This window comes from Saccharibacter floricola DSM 15669 (assembly GCF_000378165.1).
Taxonomy (GTDB): Bacteria; Pseudomonadota; Alphaproteobacteria; order Acetobacterales; family Acetobacteraceae; genus Saccharibacter; species Saccharibacter floricola.
The window spans coordinates 98,724-114,847 of record NZ_KB899334.1 but is presented as its reverse complement, the minus strand read 5'-3'; the positions used below and the strand labels follow the sequence as shown (position 1 = coordinate 114,847).

The following is a 16,124-nucleotide window of genomic DNA, read 5'->3' as shown; positions in this document are numbered from 1 at the left end:
CGGCGGTGGGGAAAGGTCATCAAGGGGGGGGGGGTATAAGTAAAGGATAATTCATGTGCTTGCTCAGGTGAAAGCGTGAAAGACATCACTTTACCGTGTCCGTCCGTACCACTTCAAAGCTTTGTACCAAAGCCTAGCCTCCACGTGAGCAGCCAAGAGCGCCATGTCGACTGTTCTGATGCCACCAGAAAAATCGCAGAATCGTCGCTGACGGTTCTTGGGTGGTTTCTTTTCTCTTTGAGCGGACACCTTCAATAAGCCTCTCTCAGAGGAACCTGCTCTGATCAGAAAAACACGGACTCTATAATACTTATGACAGGCAGATAAGAAATCCGCCTCGTCTTCAATATCTAATAGTGTCCAGAATTGCACTCTTTAGATTGAAAAGTCTATTACACTAGGTCAATATGAGGTCTAATATTTTTGGTCATATATAACCCAATAATCATCAAGATCGTACATGATGTTAAAATATAACTTACTGAATAATATGTAACAACGTGAATTCCAAACTGTCCTGTTCTTAGCATTTCAATACAATTAGATAATGGAGATAGCTGCAAAATCCATCTATAATGAGGAGGGACCCACTCCACCATTACAAAGGCTCCGGTGAAAGGAAGTGAAAGATAGGAAAATATTCCCATTGCTTTTTCTAGAAGATCAGAACGTTCCGTTAAGGCTGCAATAATCATTGAAAATGCAAGGCAAAAATAAATAGTTAGTCCAGTTGATAGGAATATTAGCCCCCAATCTTGGGGTTGCTCCATATATCCAAGACTAATACATCCAAACAAAACTATAACTCCGGCCAATATTGTTCCAAATATTTCTAATATAGTTCGTGCTATGATGATATCTAGCGGTGTAACAAGTCTATGGAATAACAAAGTAGAATTGACAGCATACGCTTTGATGGACCGGGCCATCGTATGACGATACATTGTAAGTGGAATATAACCGGTTACCACCATTGCCGTCATGGGAAGGCCATGTTCGTGAGAAGGTCTGATAGCCGTCCATACGATGGCAACGCCAGCACAAAAAAGGATTGGCTCTCCTATAACCCATAAGAAACCTATATTTTCTCTTCCATATCTCGTATGAATTTCTCTCATCATGAGGGCTTTAATTACGCGGTATTGAACCAAAAAAGCTTGTAATAGGGTTGGATTAGCATGTCTTAATGCACTCCGCCTATTGTGAGTTGTATCTGAACCCATCATTGAATCCTTAATATGGTAAATCTAGAGAAGATGATATTTCTCTATACCTTCCTCAACTGAAGAACAAGAGTGTATCTTTCTATCATAAATTAAAACACTTCTATTGCATGTTGACTTTATAAAGTCAGTACTATGCGAAACGATAAGAAGGGTTCGATCTGCGCGCTTAGTAAATAATTCATCTTCACATTTTTGTGCAAATCGAGCATCCCCAACCATAATAACTTCATCTATTAAATAGCAATCAAATTCTATCGCCAAAGAAAGGGCAAAGGCTAATCGTGCATGCATACCTGATGAATAAGTTTTGACAGGATCATAAAATTGTTTTCCTAGCTGAGCAAAGCCTTCTACGTATTCAAGGGTTTCTTTATAGTCCAGGTCATAAACCCTGCATATAAATCTCAAGTTATCATGACCAGATAAGCTCCCTTGGAAAGCTCCAGAAAACGCTAAAGGCCAAGAAACTGTCATTCCTCTATGGATCTTTCCTGAAGTTGGCTGTTCGACGCCTCCGATTAATTTTATGAGAGTCGATTTGCCTGCACCATTACGGCCTAGGATCCCAACTTTATCACCTTTTCTTACATCTAAATTTACTTTGTCTAAAACTAGGCGAGAGGTTTTTCCAACATGAAATCTTTTAGTTAAATCAATGCATTTAACAAAATCATTCATGATAATTTTCACCTCTCGCCTAGGAATATTTATTGTACTATCAACACTACTAATATAATTTATGATATGCTTCAATAATTTCTTTTTGATCCCATCCCGGAACCTGAGTGAAGAAAGACAAATGTGAAGCCATGCACTTATTAAATATTGTTTTCTTAACACCGAATGCAGGCAACATCATTGTCATTATTTCTTCATCTCCTCTTTTGTCTGCTAATTCGGGAAAAGAATTCATTAGGACAAGTATATCATATTTAAAAGCAATACAATTGATGGACAGCCTATCATACTTAGGAACAGAAGTCACTTCATCAATTGAACGAGCTTTATTCCAGAAATCTTCTCTGTTTTGTAGGTAATAAATATGTGCTTTTTCGCAAAGGTCTGGTGTATTGAAGAAGGGCCCCATTGTCATCAAATCAGCTTTTAGGTTCAAAGAAGAATTTTCAAAGAAACCATATTTTATTTGATTATATAAACACTGATCATTGTTAATTACGTTAGCACTTACAATCTCCATGCCATCAGAAGACTCGGCATAATTAAGCATAGCATTCAGCTGCTTGGCATCCAGATCGATAAGGTCATCATCTATTTTCAAAAAAGTTGAGTGAGCATATACTCGATCTGTATAGTATCGGTAACAACTATTAAAGTTAACAAGAGAAGAGTCGGAGTCTATATTGGTAGATATAACTTTTATCTTAGAAGAAGTATTTGTATTGTACTCCCAAACACCTTTGTGTCCATATCCAGTCTTTACGCTTATTTTTTCTACTCTTGAACCTTTCAAGGGAATATTCGAAAAAACAGCAACTCCTTCACAGAATACTGAAAAAGATTTTTTTTCAAAATCAAAAGTGAGAGAGTTTTTTTCTTTCTCTTGTAAAACTACGGAAGAAGTTTTAATGGGCTCAGCATGCTCAAAGTATTCTCCATCGAACTCCCTTAAAAGGGATACCGAGTTCAATGCGATTCCGATCGCCACTTCAAATTTCTTACCGTTCTCAAGCTCGAATAGTAGATGGACATCACTTCGAGAGGATACTTGAATCGCAGCCCCGTCCATTCCTCGAAAGGAAAATGGAACATAATTGTTAGAATCTGGCTTAGTATGCGTGACAAAATGGTCGTTACAGAATTCTTCTTCTAACCAACGTCTATCATCTTCATTGCGCGTAAAATCCCAAACATGCCATGTGTCAAGGACACCTGCTTCCAACAGTTCCCGCATCCAAATGACCTGATTACGCATCATATCGCGGCGACCTGCGAACGTAAATGCTATCCTTTTGGGCGTATGCTTGGCCATATATGTTGAAGGTGTATCATTGAATTTATCATAGACTCTAAAATTATTCACCGCTATCCCCTTCAAAAAAAACTAAGAAAAGAATATATGAAAACTCTTCACTGTCAACAAGTAAGAAGAGGTTATCAACGAGCCTCTATGCTTATAAGAAAAATACCATTGTAGTTGGTAATTTTTTTGTAAGTGTAAGAGTATATAGTCTTTTTGGGAATACAAATGCTGTTAACTAAAAAGTAAGTATAATTTCATTTCAGTCTTTCCCTGTCCTGCTTCAGAGAGGGGACATATCTAGAATGATGGAGGCAAGCCAGAAGGGAAGAATAAAAAGTGTAGTAATTCCCTAATTCTTATCTAAGAAGACCAGTTCTTTTCAAAATCTCCGTAAAGCGTCAGGCCGCCATCAACATAGAGAGTTTGACCTGTGATGTAGCTGCTTTCTGATGCGGCTAAAAAGCCGACAGTTGCCGCGATTTCTTCACTCTGACCCGGTCGTTTCATAGGAATATGACTTGAAACAGCCTCGTATTGTTTAGGGTCTTTAACCCAAGAGTCATTGATTGGCGTGACAATGGCCCCAGGGGCGACAGCATTAACGCGAATGCCACGGCTTGCATATTCGAGAGCTAATGTGCGGACAATATTGCCTACAGCTCCTTTAGATGCGGAGTAGCCCAGATAATGGGGTTTAGGAATAAGTTGATGAACAGAGGAATTTACAACAATACGCCCTTGAATGCCTTCTTTAAACCAGTAACGCAGTGCTGCACGGCAAGCGAGCATAACCCCCGTGACGTTAACGGCCATAACCCCCTCAAAGTCAGCTAGGCTAATATCTTCCGAAGGAGAGGGAATTTGATACCCTGCATTGCAGACTAAAACATCCAACCCACCCATTTCTTGAATGCTTTTATCCATCAAGGCTGCGACATCGTCTTCTTTGGAGATATCCCCTGCCGCAATGACATGATCACCCTCTGGTACTTTTGGAAGGCTCTCTCGAACAGCAAGAAGTTTGTCTTCCTTCCTCCCATTGAGAGCAACGCGTGCTCCCTCCTGAGCGAAATAAAGTGCCGTTGCTTCACCTATTCCCTGAGAGGCGCCGGTAATAAGGACTTTTTGGCCTTTGAAGCGGGATCGTGATGAGGTCGTCATGGGTCATCAATTCCTTTCAGGATCAGCCAGAGGAAGGAGTTTTATAAAAAGATCACCCCTAATATTTCTTTATCATTAGGGGTGAACATGACATAATTTAGGCGTTCTTCATGGTTTGAGTGAGTTCATCAAGAACCTTGGATGGTTCTTTACCCTCAAGAACAGCGAGTTCTGCAACAAAACGTTCTTGAGCAGCTTCAAAAATTTTACGTTCAGAGAAGCTACCATCAAGGCTATCAACGTTTCGACGTAGATCGCGCAAAACCTCAGCGATTTGCACAAGGTCACCGGAGTTGATTTTTTCCTGATAGGCGACGGCCCGTCGTGCCCACATACCACGGCTGACATGCGGTTTGCCTTTAATGACAGCCATTGCTTTATCAACGATTTCACGCGTCGCAATCTTGCGTAAGCCCGATTTGCGAGCTTTAGCCATTGGAATACGAAGCGTCATTTGGTTGCCAGGGAAAGAGATCTGGATCATCTCAATCTTGGTACCGGCAACCTCTTCCTCGCCGATGCGGTCAACATGGCCGACGCCGTGAGCGGCATAGACAATTGCGTCCCCTTCACGGAAGGGGTTGCTACCCTGTTCTGGGTCTTTCTGGCGAGCGGTGTTCTTGGCAGCAGTGCGGGCCATTTCGTCCGTTACGCCAACTTTATGAGGCATTCTGAAGCTGTTGTTCATAGTGCTTATCCTATCAGAAAAACCACTCTTTGTCTCGTATTTCGTACAGTTCTTCTATTTACGGAAGAATTCCATTTTTAGGTGAGGGAAGAGGGTGGCTTTTTAAGCCAATTGGCTGGAGAAGGTCGCGTTCAATCGTACGGGCCATATTCAGCATTGGTAGAGCATGTATGGTATTGCTAAATGGCTCCTGTAAGTCCCGTCCGCTACGGTCTAACATCTGGAAAAGCAAGCCAATAATGCTGGAGCCGAGTGGCGTAATCCAGCCAAGTGTTTGTACGGCAGAGAAGGGAAGAACGATACAGAAAAGATGTGTCACAATATTAGGGAGAATCGAATACTGTACAGGAAGAGGTGTGTTCCGAATTCTCTCAAGTCCCCCTTGTGCATTAGCAAGGTCGGACAAGATACGGTCGACTGTTCCATGAACTGCACCATCAATGTTGTAACGTTCTACCTCTTTTTTAACTTCAATTCCTATTTCGTAAATCAACGCATTAGATGTGTTCGTGCAGGAAAAGATACGTTCCTTCATTTCGGGCGTAAGAAGCGTGTCAATCTCTGGTCCTACAGCATTACCACTTAATGCGGCGCGTAATATATATGGGTAGGCTGCCATTGCACGTGCGAGATCTGGGCGGCTGTGCAGAAGGCTTGCGGCTTGCCGACCAAATGAGCGACAATTATTCGTAACAGATCCCCAGAGGCTTCTTCCTTCCCACCAGCGGGCATAAGCAGCATTGTTACGAATGCCGAGGAAAATAGCGAGTGCTGACCCCATTAAGGAAATGGGAAGAGAGGGTTGCTCCATCCATTCCTGGTGAAAAACTTGGAACAGAATAACAACAACAGAGTCCCACAAAGCGAGGATAATAAGAGATGGCATGGTCTCTTTGACCAGGGCAATCATACCGTAGCGGCGCTGGACGATCAAAGGGTGATGCTCCTCGAATTTAGAGAAAACGGAAGATAGGGCTTGAAGCCCTGATACGAATTAGCACATTCAAAGGGCAAGAATATGAAGAAGGAAGATATTATGGACGTGCGCGCCGCCATTGCAATGGAAGCTGGGAAGCCTCTCGTTGTTGACACTGTTCAGTTAGAAGGCCCTCGTGAGGGGGAAGTGCTTATTGAGGTAAAGGCGACAGGACTTTGTCATACGGATAAATATACGTTGTCTGGCCAAGATCCAGAGGGGTTGTTCCCTGCTATTTTAGGTCATGAGGGGGCGGGAATCGTACGTGAGGTTGGTTCTGGTGTGAAACACCTAAAGCCAGGTGATCATGTTATTCCGCTCTATACACCGGAATGCCGTGAATGCCCTTCCTGCCTATCGCAGAAAACGAATCTATGCACATCCATTCGTAGCACGCAGGGGAAAGGGCTTCTCCCAGATGGGACAACGCGCTTTTCCTACAAAGGCAAGCCTGTCCATCATTATATGGGCTGCTCCACCTTTGCGAATTATACGGTGATGCCTGAGATTTCTCTGGCTAAAATCCGTCCAGACGCCCCTTTCGATAAAGTTTGCTATATCGGTTGTGGTGTCACGACAGGCCTTGGTGCTGTGTTGTTCACCGCTAAGGTAGAAGCTGGATCAACGGTTGCAGTTTTTGGGCTGGGTGGCATTGGTCTTAACGTCATTCAGGGTGCCAAGATGGTTGGTGCACGCCGGATCATTGGTATTGATATCAACCCAGAACGTGAAGCTATGGCGCGTAAGTTTGGGATGACAGACTTCGTCAATCCAAAAGATCTCGGTGAAAACGGTGATATCGTTGGGCATCTGATCGAGATGACAGGCGGAGGGGCTGATTACACGTTTGAGTGTGTCGGTAATGTAACACTTATGCGTCAAGCTTTGGAAAGTGCGCACCGCGGCTGGGGTGTTTCTTGTGTTATTGGCGTGGCCGGTGCCGGACAGGAGATTAGTACGCGTCCGTTCCAACTCGTGACCGGACGTCGCTGGATTGGTTCTGCGTTTGGTGGCGCACGTGGTCGCACAGATGTTCCAAAAATTGTGGATTGGTACATGGAAGGTCACATTAATATTGATGACCTGATCACGCATAAATTGAAGCTTGAGGATATCAACGAGGGCTTCGAGATGATGAGTCGTGGTGAGGGAATCCGTAATGTTGTGGAGTACTAAAGTATGGTGGGCGATACAGTACAACTGTTAGAGCGCCATGCTTGCTGCGGAGGGGAAGTAAGCTTCCTCTCTCATGCATCGCGTGAGCTGGGTTTAGATGCTAAGGTTGGTGTTTTTCTGCCTCGTCAAGCCTTAGAGGGGGCTTCTGTCCCGACAATCTATGTGTTGGCAGGCTTAACGTGCACGCAAGAAACGTTTTTGATTAAAGCGAATGCCGTTCGATATGCTGCAAAACATGGTATTGCGCTGATTGCGCCAGACACCTCACCCCGTGGAGCGAACATTGCGGGAGAGGACGATTCTTATGACATCGGAACAGGCGCTGGATATTATGTAGACGCAACAGCCCAACCGTGGTCTGAGCATTACCGGATGGCTTCTTATGTTGGGAAAGAACTCCCAGCTCTCATGGAAGAGACTTTCCCCTTTATCCCCGAACGTTGTGGTATTATGGGACATTCTATGGGGGGAATGGGCGCACTGAGCTTTGCTCTTTCCGCGCCAGACAAGTGGAAAACCGTCTCAGCTTTTGCCCCTCTTTCTTCCCCTTCTCGGACTGACTGGGGAGAGAAGGCTGCCAATCTTTATTTCGGCGGCAATCAATCGCTGTGGCAACAGTATGACCCGTGCTTGCTGCTTAAGGCTGGCAAGCATCACCCAGGGACATTACTGGTTGACCAAGGGTTGAGTGATAATTTCCTTGAGAAACTACAACCCAACTTGTTGCAAGAGGCCGCTCGTAGTGCTGGTCAGGCGCTAACGTTAAGGCAGCATGAGGGTTTTGATCATTCTTATTGGTTTGTGCAAAGCTTTATAGAAGATCACATCAACCATCATGCCGCAGAATTACGCGCTTAATTTTTTGAGTGATAAAGCTGCTCAGGCGAAATGTCGGGAGCTGCGTTTTCCGTTAAGCCTTGCGGTGTAACGCTTTGGTAGAAGCAGCTCCTGCGGCCTGTATGACACGCGACTCCCTTTTGCCTTACTGTTAGAAGAATAGCATCCATATCGCAGTCCAGATCGGCAGAGAGAAGGTGCTGCTCTTGTCCTGAGGTTTCCCCCTTGCGCCAGAGGGACTGACGACTCCGGGAATAATAGCATACACGGCCAGTTTTTAATGTTTCAGCCAGTGCTTCCTTATTCATCCATGCGAGCATCAAGACGTGACGCGTCTCATCTTGTGCGATTGCCGTGATGAGGCCATCACTGTTGAAGGAGACTGCTTCGAGAATGTCGTGAAGCACGCTATCAGGGACGGAAGACCAGTTCATAAAGTAAGTTTATCCTTTTTCGGGACGTAATGTCGTTGGAAGCCATTCCGGCCATACAAGCTGGATAGTGCGTTCTTTGATATGAAGGTTATTATTGTTCCACGCGTCCCGATGAACCATCGCCAGCCCATAGGGCCCGCAGGTCGATCTTAATGTGCCTATATGTTGGTCGTGAGAAAAAATATCGTCTCCACAAGAAAAAGAAGCATCATCGGGAAGAATGACAGGAAGAAGACGTCTTTTCGCATGGGCACGATAATGCATGCGCGCCGTAACTTCCTGCCCTAGATAGCAGCCTTTTTCCCATGAAACGCCATTGAGAGCATCTAGATTAGCTTCCAGCGCAAGAGTTTGCCCGGGAGCGCCAAGGTCCGCCATTTCAGGAATGCCGAGCGCAAGGCGACGACGTTGGAAGACAGCGTCACCTTCACCTTTATCGTCGCTTTCTGAAGAATGGTCTGCGAGTGCACGCCAGCCAAGATGAGGATGGCGTGGGTCACGCGCACAGCATAGAGCGTGAGAAGGCTGAGGATCTTTACAAGAACCTGATAACACAGTGAGGGAGGTCAGTTCGATAGTGACGTCAGCTCGAAGACGGAAACGCTTCAGCTGCTTCATGACTGTTTCTGCGTGATCATCAGGGAGATCAAGAAAAAGCGCGTCAGGCGTACCAAAGACAAAGAAAAGACTTTGGATACGCCCTTGTGCGTTTAGAAGGGCTGCCCAACAGATCTCTCCATTTTTCAGGGAAAGAACATCGTTAGTGATGAGACCTTGGAGGAAGGTCAAACGTTCTTTCCCTGTGAGAGAAAGAACCGAACGGTGAGAAAGATGGTTGCGCTTCATCATTAGCGGCATGATAGTAGAGAATGTGAGAAACGGACAGTCCGCTATCTTTAAAAAGATGGGCTAAATTTCCCAAGACGTGACGATCAATAAAAGGGTGAAGAATCTTGTCGTCAGATGAAATCGTTGATCCCGCCGCGAGCTTAGCGAACCGGCGTTGGCAGATATTCCAGTTTATAGCGCCTATCTTGGGGGTGCTTCTGGTTATTGGTACCATCGCTCTCGTAACGTTGCATACCTATCATACGATGCGTGAGGGGGCGATTGTCCTGTCACGTAATCTTTTGAGGACACAGCAGCGTTATATTACGCAAGAAGTCAGCGATTATCTTTCGCCTGCGACATCCACATCCATTGTTGCACGTGATGCGTTGAATCGACCTGATGTTGACCAGAATGCCGCAACTTTTATGTCGTTGGGGAGGGCCGTTCTTAAAAATGCACCACAGGTTGATAGCTTCTTTTTGGGAGATGAAGACGGGCGTGTTTGGATGGTATCACGCCATGGTGATAATTATGTGGAGCTGGCACTTAAAAAGAAGAATGGGGAAAATCTTTTTGAGAATACAACGACAGATTCTCATGGAAAATTTCTGAGCGTTGAGAGGTATCCAGCGGGGGATTACGATTCGCGGACAAGGCCTTGGTACACAGGGGGTATACGTCACGAGCACCAAGAAGGAAGTAACCGTCTCTATTGGACAGACCCATATCCGTATGTCTCAACGCATCAATTTATTGTTACTGCGTCAACGTCGTTCCACACATTAGACGGGCATCGTTTTGTCTTTGCGATTAATGTTTCTCTCAACCAGTTAACGAAGTTTGTTAACAGCTTGAAAGTTGGGAAGAGCGGCAAAGCTGTTATCGTTGATTTGGATGGTCATGTTATTGCTGGTCGCAATATGGAGGGCCTTGAGAAGCCGGGGTTTAATGCTGCCGATGTTCATTTAGACCCGGTTATACAACCTGTTTTTGTGCGAGCATTAAATATTTTCAGGGTTAGAGGGGATGGTGCTGGTTTAGTCCATGCAAGGGGACAGAACTATGTGACGATTGCGTCTGCTATGCCATTAGCAAAGCGGTCATGGGTGCTGCTTCTGAATGCTCCGGAAAATGACTTCGCGAGCTTTACGCAAGATGTACAAAAGCAAACGATCTATTTTTCACTCCTTATTGTTGGTCTTGCTTCTCTGCTTGCCTTGGGGCTGATCTATCAAGGGCGCCGTGTGGAACGTTTGCAAAAGGTTATTCGTGGACGAAGTGATGAAGAAAAACGTGAAAATGCGATTCTGCTTCGGGTAGCAAACACACCAGGTTTGCTTAATCCTTCTCAGGAAATCCCAATTTTGACAGAAGCCTTAGCAGAACGCTCAGGAGGAAAAAGAGTGAGTGTTTGGCGCTTGCTTTCAGATAAGCAGCGCCTCATTTGTGAGGATATGTTTGACGCAGCCCGTAACGTGCATGCTGCGGGGATAGAGCTCAATAAATCATCTTATGAGAAATTGTTTGAAACATTATCTGAGATGTACGCTGTTAATGTGTCGGATGCGACGCAAGATGAGCGTTTTGAGGTGTTCCATCGGCTGGTTATGAGAACCGCGAACACTCAACGTTTACTGTTTTTCCCAGTAACAGAGCAGCACCGTCCTGTTGGAGCTCTCATGATAGAGAATGCGGGCCACAATGAAGGGATAGAGCGTATTGTTGCTTTGGCGTCCTCTGTATTGGCTGTTCGTTTTGCTCAGGAACAGCGGGTAGAGAAAACTGCACCATCAACAGGGCAAGATAGCTACTTTGAACGTGCTGTTGCTGATCATGATGAGCAGATTCATTATGTCCATGGCTTTTTGGTTAATCCGTTAGATGGAACAAAGGCTGTGCCGGAAACTGGATTGTATCCAGCGGTTCCGCTTATGGTGCTTGAATTTGCTGGTGCCTATACAGCGCAACAAGATGCGGCGAAACAGATGATCCAACTCATTGGTGATCTGTCGTCTCGAATACAAAATATAGCGCGTGAAACTGGACTGTTTGCCGTACAGGTTTCTGGGAGCCGTGTGGTCTTTTTAGGGAGCTGTCAGCAAAAACTTAACCATGGGGACGCTCTTCGATTAGCTGATTCAGCGATTAGGATACGTGAAGCATGTTTGATGGCGCTAGCAGGAATTAATACTGACCTGACTTTCCGTATTGGTTTTGATGTGGGGCCTGTTATGGCTTCTCATCTGGGGAAAGACCCTGATGTGTTCAATATTTGGGGGGAGGGCCTCAATGTTGCAGAGTTGTTGGCCCGTAATTCTCCTGATGATGGTCAAATACAAGTTTCTGAGCAAGCATATCAAGAATTAAGAAGTTATTTCCTTTTTAGGCCTAGAGGAGATTTCTACTTGCCGGGAAGTGGTGTTACACGAAGTTATATCTTGGCAGGTCGGCGATGAATATTTCTGAGCGCTTTTTAATTATACATCGCGTAACCGGTTTTGTCGGGCGGGTTACACGGTCTCAACCGCGTTTTATGCTGATTATGATCGGTGCAGGATGGGGAATCTTAAAAGAAATATTCCTTCCCAGCACATGGCGTCGTACGGTTAAGATTGAGTTTTGGAAGACCTTACGACAGGTCACGGCGGGTGGTTTGCTTAGTGTCATTGTTGTCGCGAGCATAACAGGGTTTGGAATTGTCGCGCAGGCTGTTTTTTGGCTTGGATTTGCCGGGATGGCGCAGATGACCGGGGGAATCCTTGCAAGCGTTTTGGTGCGTGAGATAGCGCCTGTTCTCGTTGGTGTGATTCTACTTGGTCGGTCGGGCATGTTGATGCTTGCTGAGATGGGAAATCTCGCGACGCAAGGGCAATTAAAAACACTTACGAGTTTAGGCATTGATCCATTTTTAAGTTTCGTGTTGCCACGCACTGTTGCGATGACCATTAGTGGCTTCACACTGGGAACATTATTTAGCTTGATTGCTTTGGGAACAGGTTATGTTGTTTGTTGGGCTAAAGGGATAGTAACCGTTTCTCTTTGGTCGTTCATGTTTCAAGTGGTCAACAGCGTTAATCCGCTTGATTATATCGGCATTCCTATCAAATTCTTATTAAGTGGCTTGGTTGTTGGGTTGTGTTGCTGCCTATCTGGAATGGATATTACATCAGAAGACAATTTAACAACCCTTCTTCCTCGCGGGTTTTCACGGGGAATACTGTCTGTCCTTGCGATTAATGTTGTCGTTGATCTGGTTCTAGGGAGCGTATGATGAGCGAAACAATGACAACAGCTTCCTATTCAGCTGCTTTGGAACTTATGGAAGCACGGCCTATGCTGGGGGATAGCGGCTTGGCCTCGGCAAAATATAATTTTTTGTTAGGGCCTGGAGAATGTGCTCTTATCGAATGCCGTGATGCGGTGCAGCGAACGCAATTTGTTGACGTTTGCACGGGCGTTTTGCCCACAGGTGAAGGTTCCGTGAAATGTATGGGCTTGGATTGGAAAGACCTTGAAGAGCGTCAGGTATGGGCTCTGAGAGGACGTATAGGGCGTGTTTTTTCAAGTGGTAATTGGATAGACCTCTACGGTACTCACATGAACGTCATGTGGCCTCGTCTTCATCATAGTTCAACAGATTTAGATGTTTTGGTTGAGGAAGCGGTAAAGCTGGGGATACGGTTTGGTTTGCCCGGGTTACCCATACAGCCCCCGGGGCGTCTGTCAGCTCTGGATCGACGGCGCGCTGAATATATTCGGGCTTTTTTGGGAAAGCCTTCTCTGCTGCTTTTAGAAGACCCCGTTTCTTTACAGCCGGAGGGACTATATGAGGCTTTTCTTTCTGAGTTGACAGCGGCCATGCAGAGGGGCTGTGCTGTTGTATGGATAGCGTCTGACCATGCAGTTTGGCATGATTACGTGAAAGAGAACATGCAGGTGTTTCGCCTAGGTGATAGTGGTCTTATGGAAATGAGGAGTGCGTGATGCTGCGCCTAAAACGTCAGACAGATACAGCAAGGCCATTATTTCGTAATCGCTATGCCGATGAGTGGGTCGGGCTTCTCGTTTTGGTAGCACTCGTTGTGCTGATAGCGGCCATCATTGAGGCGGGCTTCTTGCGGCAATGGCTTACTCCAGCAGGGCGGATTCATTTTGTGCTCCCAGAGAGCGGTGTTGCCGGATTAGCAATCAACAATGATATTGAGGTGATGGGTGTTCATGTTGGTGAGATTCGTAAGATTGATATGAACGAAGCTGGCCGTATGTCGGCAGAAGGGACGATTGAACCTCAGTTTGAGCGTTATATTCGTACAGACAGTACGGCGACAATTCGACGGCGTTTCGTTGTAGCAGGGGCGAGTTACATTGAGCTGTCACGTGGGCAAGGACAGCCGCTTGATTGGGGGTTTGCGGTCATGCAAGCGAATGTTGAGCTCAATCCTGCCGATATGATTATACAGACGCTAAGAGATGTGCGTGCTCGTCTCTTACCGGCGATGGACAATGTGCAGGCGATTACGCAGCAAGCGAAGGAACTGCTTGTAGACTTGCGAGCAGGGAAGGGGACAGCAGGAGAGTTGTTGAGTAAGCCAGAAACGGCTCAGCATGTTAACCAGCTTTTATTAAGCCTCAATGCGGCTATCCAGAATGTGCAGCCTCTTGAAAGAAAGCTTGACACGACGTTGCAAGAAGCGAATGGGACGTTAAGTAATGCACATGTCATAACTGGAGATCTCAAGAAGTCTACTCCTGATGTGAACGCCATCATGCATAATACAGCCCTGAGTACGGAACAATTGCCACAGCTTATGATTGAGGCCGAAGCAACGGCCGACAGTTTGCGAAAAATGACGGATCAACTTCGCTCTTTATGGATTTTAGGAGGGAGTGGAAGCTCTAAAGTTAAACGGCGCTTACCAGCTTATGAGGTGCACCCATGAACAAGACATATTTTTTCTCCCTTTCTGCACTGCTGATGCTTGGGGCGTGTAGCCCGCAACATCAGGTTTGGGAGGATGGACAATATTCCTTAGCGATGGATACAGGCCATACGATCTTTAATCGCGGTCATATGGGCCAAGCTGCCATTCAGTATAACAGGGCGCTTCAGAGGGCTCTTGCCGCGAATGATGCGCAGGGTATCCATGATGCTGGGTATAATTTAGCGACTGCGCAGCTGCGTCAAAATAAGCTGGATGAATGTTTATCAACACTCGATCAGGTTTTAGCGGCATTGTCTGTCCGTGACTGGAAGAGACAAGAAGACTTAAAACTTATTCGTTCTTACGCTTTTTACGGCTTAAAAAGATGGACCTCTTCCGAGAGGGAAGCGCGTCAAGCTCTTACGTCACAAGATGTGGAAACGCAGGAGCAGGCTTATACGGTTTTAGGTTTAAATGCTGCGGCAACCCAAGATAAGGCACTGCTGCAAGAAGCAATTGAGCATCTGTCGCATTATAAAGAAGCTCGTGCGAAAAGTAATTTGCTGGAGCTACAATCTCATTATTACTTAATGGTGCACGACTGGTCTAATGCTGCCACCTTTACAGGGAACTTAACGAAAATGCGTGAGGAAGCAGGAGATTATCGGGCGATGCGCCGCGCTCTACTTCTGCAGTCTCAAGCCTATGATGGTTTAGGTGAGTTCGATAAGGCCGCGAAGTTAAGGCGGCAAATACAAGATAGTGTTCAAAATGACAATGCAGGATAAGACAGCGTAATGCCGACGCCCCGTCTATGAGAAGACGAGGCGTGGCACATGTTTTTACGAAGACACTAACGTTGGGTCGCGATCCATCATGGGCGACATACCTAAAACCTCAAGGAGCTGCTTGTCTCTATTTTCTTTAGGGTTAGGGGTCGTCAGAAGCTTCTCTCCCCAAAAGATAGAGTTTGCTCCAGCAAGGAAGCAAAGAGCATGAGCGGCTTCTGACATGTTTTCGCGCCCCGCAGCGAGGCGAACATGACTGGCTGGCATCATGATACGGGCTGTCGCGATAACGCGTGCAAACGTGACGGGGTCTACGGCTTCTGTATCAGAAAGTGGTGTACCTTCAACGCGGACAAGTAGGTTGATGGGAACACTTTCAGGATGTGTTGGTAAATTAGCGAGCGTCATTAGGAGTCCCGCACGGTCAGAAACATCTTCCCCCATGCCGATAATCCCCCCGCAACAGACCTTAATGTCTGCATCACGGACATTAGCCAGCGTATCGAGGCGATCCTGATACGTACGTGTGGAGATAATTTTACCATAAAAATCTTCAGACGTATCGAGGTTATGGTTGTAATAGTCCAACCCGGCCTCTTTGAGACGTTGGGATTGGCTGGGTGTTAACATGCCAACTGTAAGGCATGTCTCCAAGCCTAACGCCTTGACCTCTTTTACCATCTCACAAACGGGGTCGAGATCACGGTCTTTAGGGGCTCGCCACGCCGCTCCCATGCAGAAGCGACCAGCACCAGCTGCTTTGGCTGTTTTAGCATCCGCAATGACGGTCTCTAGCGGAAGGAGCTTGGCAGCATTTTGTTCATTGTTATGACGAGCGCTCTGTGGGCAGTAAGCGCAATCTTCAGGACAACCCCCTGTTTTAATGGAGAGCAGAGTGGAAATTTGAACCTTGGTCGGGTCAAAATACTGACGGTGAGCCTGCTGAGCTTGGAAAATAAGTTCCGGAAATGGAAGAGCAAGGAGCCGTTCGACTTCCTCGCGTGTCCAGTCGTGACGTAGCGGAAAATTTGGTGCATGCTCTGTCATATGATCAGCATTCATCTAAATGTTGTCTCCTATTGGCTGCCTACACCTACCCATAAT

The 16,124-nt window shown here is 46.0% G+C and carries 16 protein-coding genes; 7 read left to right on the top strand and 9 right to left on the bottom strand.

Annotation, left to right across the window (positions count from 1 at the left end; translation table 11 throughout):
- Nucleotides 1-392: 392 nt before the first annotated feature.
- The 6 genes from F457_RS0102420 to F457_RS0102395 all read right to left on the bottom strand — a co-directional run bounded on the left by F457_RS0102420 (nucleotide 393) and on the right by F457_RS0102395 (nucleotide 5,990).
- Nucleotides 393-1,226: an ABC transporter permease gene (locus F457_RS0102420; protein ID WP_245539091.1), complete on the bottom strand. Its 834-nt coding sequence runs from the start codon at nucleotides 1,224-1,226 to the stop codon at nucleotides 393-395.
- Between the two features lie 21 nt (nucleotides 1,227-1,247).
- A complete protein-coding gene (locus tag F457_RS0102415) occupies nucleotides 1,248-1,904 on the bottom strand; it encodes an ABC transporter ATP-binding protein (protein WP_018979539.1) in 657 nt (218 codons plus the stop codon).
- 49 nt (nucleotides 1,905-1,953) lie between these two features.
- Complete coding sequence (locus tag F457_RS0102410; protein ID WP_018979538.1) at nucleotides 1,954-3,267, bottom strand: hypothetical protein; 1,314 nt, start codon at nucleotides 3,265-3,267, stop codon at nucleotides 1,954-1,956.
- A 300-nt stretch (nucleotides 3,268-3,567) separates the two neighbouring features.
- Nucleotides 3,568-4,368 carry an SDR family NAD(P)-dependent oxidoreductase gene (locus F457_RS0102405; protein ID WP_018979537.1) on the bottom strand — a complete coding sequence of 267 codons (801 nt, stop codon included), beginning with the start codon at nucleotides 4,366-4,368 and terminating at the stop codon, nucleotides 3,568-3,570.
- Between the two features lie 97 nt (nucleotides 4,369-4,465).
- Nucleotides 4,466-5,056, bottom strand: coding sequence for a CarD family transcriptional regulator (locus F457_RS0102400; protein ID WP_040920663.1), 591 nt, complete (start codon nucleotides 5,054-5,056; stop codon nucleotides 4,466-4,468).
- Between the two features lie 58 nt (nucleotides 5,057-5,114).
- Nucleotides 5,115-5,990, bottom strand: coding sequence for a bestrophin family protein (locus tag F457_RS0102395; protein ID WP_026294106.1), 876 nt, complete (start codon nucleotides 5,988-5,990; stop codon nucleotides 5,115-5,117).
- Nucleotides 5,991-6,092: 102 nt separating this feature from the next.
- Between F457_RS0102395 and F457_RS0102390 the strand changes: the two genes are divergently transcribed.
- Nucleotides 6,093-7,208: an S-(hydroxymethyl)glutathione dehydrogenase/class III alcohol dehydrogenase gene (locus tag F457_RS0102390; RefSeq protein WP_026294105.1), complete on the top strand. Its 1,116-nt coding sequence runs from the start codon at nucleotides 6,093-6,095 to the stop codon at nucleotides 7,206-7,208.
- Between the two features lie 3 nt (nucleotides 7,209-7,211).
- Nucleotides 7,212-8,066: an S-formylglutathione hydrolase gene (gene fghA, locus F457_RS0102385; RefSeq protein WP_018979533.1), complete on the top strand. Its 855-nt coding sequence runs from the start codon at nucleotides 7,212-7,214 to the stop codon at nucleotides 8,064-8,066.
- Here the strand turns inward: fghA and hisI are convergent.
- Together hisI and ygfZ are read right to left on the bottom strand one after the other, a co-directional pair.
- The gene (gene hisI, locus F457_RS0102380; RefSeq protein ID WP_018979532.1) at nucleotides 8,063-8,479 is read right to left on the bottom strand and encodes a phosphoribosyl-AMP cyclohydrolase; all 417 of its coding nucleotides are present in this window, start codon (nucleotides 8,477-8,479) and stop codon (nucleotides 8,063-8,065) included. The genes fghA and hisI overlap by 4 nt on opposite strands.
- Before the next feature lie 9 nt (nucleotides 8,480-8,488).
- Nucleotides 8,489-9,328: a CAF17-like 4Fe-4S cluster assembly/insertion protein YgfZ gene (gene ygfZ / locus F457_RS0102375; protein WP_169584104.1), complete on the bottom strand. Its 840-nt coding sequence runs from the start codon at nucleotides 9,326-9,328 to the stop codon at nucleotides 8,489-8,491.
- Between the two features lie 104 nt (nucleotides 9,329-9,432).
- Here ygfZ and F457_RS0102370 point away from each other — a divergent pair, with 104 nt between their 5' ends.
- The 5 genes from F457_RS0102370 to F457_RS0102350 are packed head-to-tail and all read left to right on the top strand — an operon-like array spanning nucleotide 9,433 to nucleotide 15,020.
- The gene (locus tag F457_RS0102370) at nucleotides 9,433-11,766 is read left to right on the top strand and encodes an adenylate/guanylate cyclase domain-containing protein (RefSeq protein WP_018979530.1); all 2,334 of its coding nucleotides are present in this window, start codon (nucleotides 9,433-9,435) and stop codon (nucleotides 11,764-11,766) included.
- Entirely contained in the window at nucleotides 11,763-12,581 is an 819-nt protein-coding gene (locus F457_RS0102365; RefSeq protein ID WP_018979529.1) for an MlaE family ABC transporter permease, read from the top strand. Before F457_RS0102370 ends, F457_RS0102365 begins: the two co-directional genes overlap by 4 nt.
- A complete protein-coding gene (locus tag F457_RS0102360) occupies nucleotides 12,581-13,294 on the top strand; it encodes a P-loop NTPase family protein (protein WP_018979528.1) in 714 nt (237 codons plus the stop codon). The genes F457_RS0102365 and F457_RS0102360 overlap by 1 nt, the downstream gene beginning before the upstream one ends.
- A complete protein-coding gene (locus F457_RS0102355) occupies nucleotides 13,294-14,250 on the top strand; it encodes an MlaD family protein (RefSeq protein WP_018979527.1) in 957 nt (318 codons plus the stop codon). The genes F457_RS0102360 and F457_RS0102355 overlap by 1 nt, the downstream gene beginning before the upstream one ends.
- A complete protein-coding gene (locus tag F457_RS0102350; protein ID WP_018979526.1) occupies nucleotides 14,247-15,020 on the top strand; it encodes a hypothetical protein in 774 nt (257 codons plus the stop codon). The genes F457_RS0102355 and F457_RS0102350 overlap by 4 nt, the downstream gene beginning before the upstream one ends.
- Before the next feature lie 54 nt (nucleotides 15,021-15,074).
- Here F457_RS0102350 and bioB read toward each other — a convergent pair whose 3' ends face one another.
- Nucleotides 15,075-16,082, bottom strand: coding sequence for a biotin synthase BioB (gene bioB, locus F457_RS0102345; RefSeq protein ID WP_018979525.1), 1,008 nt, complete (start codon nucleotides 16,080-16,082; stop codon nucleotides 15,075-15,077).
- Between the last annotated feature and the right edge of the window lie 42 nt (nucleotides 16,083-16,124).

What these genes read in the sequence shown, in the direction of transcription:
- F457_RS0102420 (WP_245539091.1), bottom strand. Translation starts at nt 1,226, where the DNA reads ATGATGGGTTCAGATACAACTCACAATAGGCGGAGTGCATTAAGACAT.
- F457_RS0102415 (WP_018979539.1), bottom strand. Translation starts at nt 1,904, where the DNA reads ATGAATGATTTTGTTAAATGCATTGATTTAACTAAAAGATTTCATGTT.
- F457_RS0102405 (WP_018979537.1), bottom strand. Translation starts at nt 4,368, where the DNA reads ATGACGACCTCATCACGATCCCGCTTCAAAGGCCAAAAAGTCCTTATT.
- F457_RS0102400 (WP_040920663.1), bottom strand. Translation starts at nt 5,056, where the DNA reads ATGAACAACAGCTTCAGAATGCCTCATAAAGTTGGCGTAACGGACGAA.
- F457_RS0102390 (WP_026294105.1), top strand. Translation starts at nt 6,093, where the DNA reads ATGGACGTGCGCGCCGCCATTGCAATGGAAGCTGGGAAGCCTCTCGTT.
- fghA (WP_018979533.1), top strand. Translation starts at nt 7,212, where the DNA reads ATGGTGGGCGATACAGTACAACTGTTAGAGCGCCATGCTTGCTGCGGA.
- hisI (WP_018979532.1), bottom strand. Translation starts at nt 8,479, where the DNA reads ATGAACTGGTCTTCCGTCCCTGATAGCGTGCTTCACGACATTCTCGAA.
- ygfZ (WP_169584104.1), bottom strand. Translation starts at nt 9,328, where the DNA reads ATGATGAAGCGCAACCATCTTTCTCACCGTTCGGTTCTTTCTCTCACA.
- F457_RS0102365 (WP_018979529.1), top strand. Translation starts at nt 11,763, where the DNA reads ATGAATATTTCTGAGCGCTTTTTAATTATACATCGCGTAACCGGTTTT.
- F457_RS0102360 (WP_018979528.1), top strand. Translation starts at nt 12,581, where the DNA reads ATGAGCGAAACAATGACAACAGCTTCCTATTCAGCTGCTTTGGAACTT.
- F457_RS0102355 (WP_018979527.1), top strand. Translation starts at nt 13,294, where the DNA reads ATGCTGCGCCTAAAACGTCAGACAGATACAGCAAGGCCATTATTTCGT.
- F457_RS0102350 (WP_018979526.1), top strand. Translation starts at nt 14,247, where the DNA reads ATGAACAAGACATATTTTTTCTCCCTTTCTGCACTGCTGATGCTTGGG.
- bioB (WP_018979525.1), bottom strand. Translation starts at nt 16,082, where the DNA reads ATGAATGCTGATCATATGACAGAGCATGCACCAAATTTTCCGCTACGT.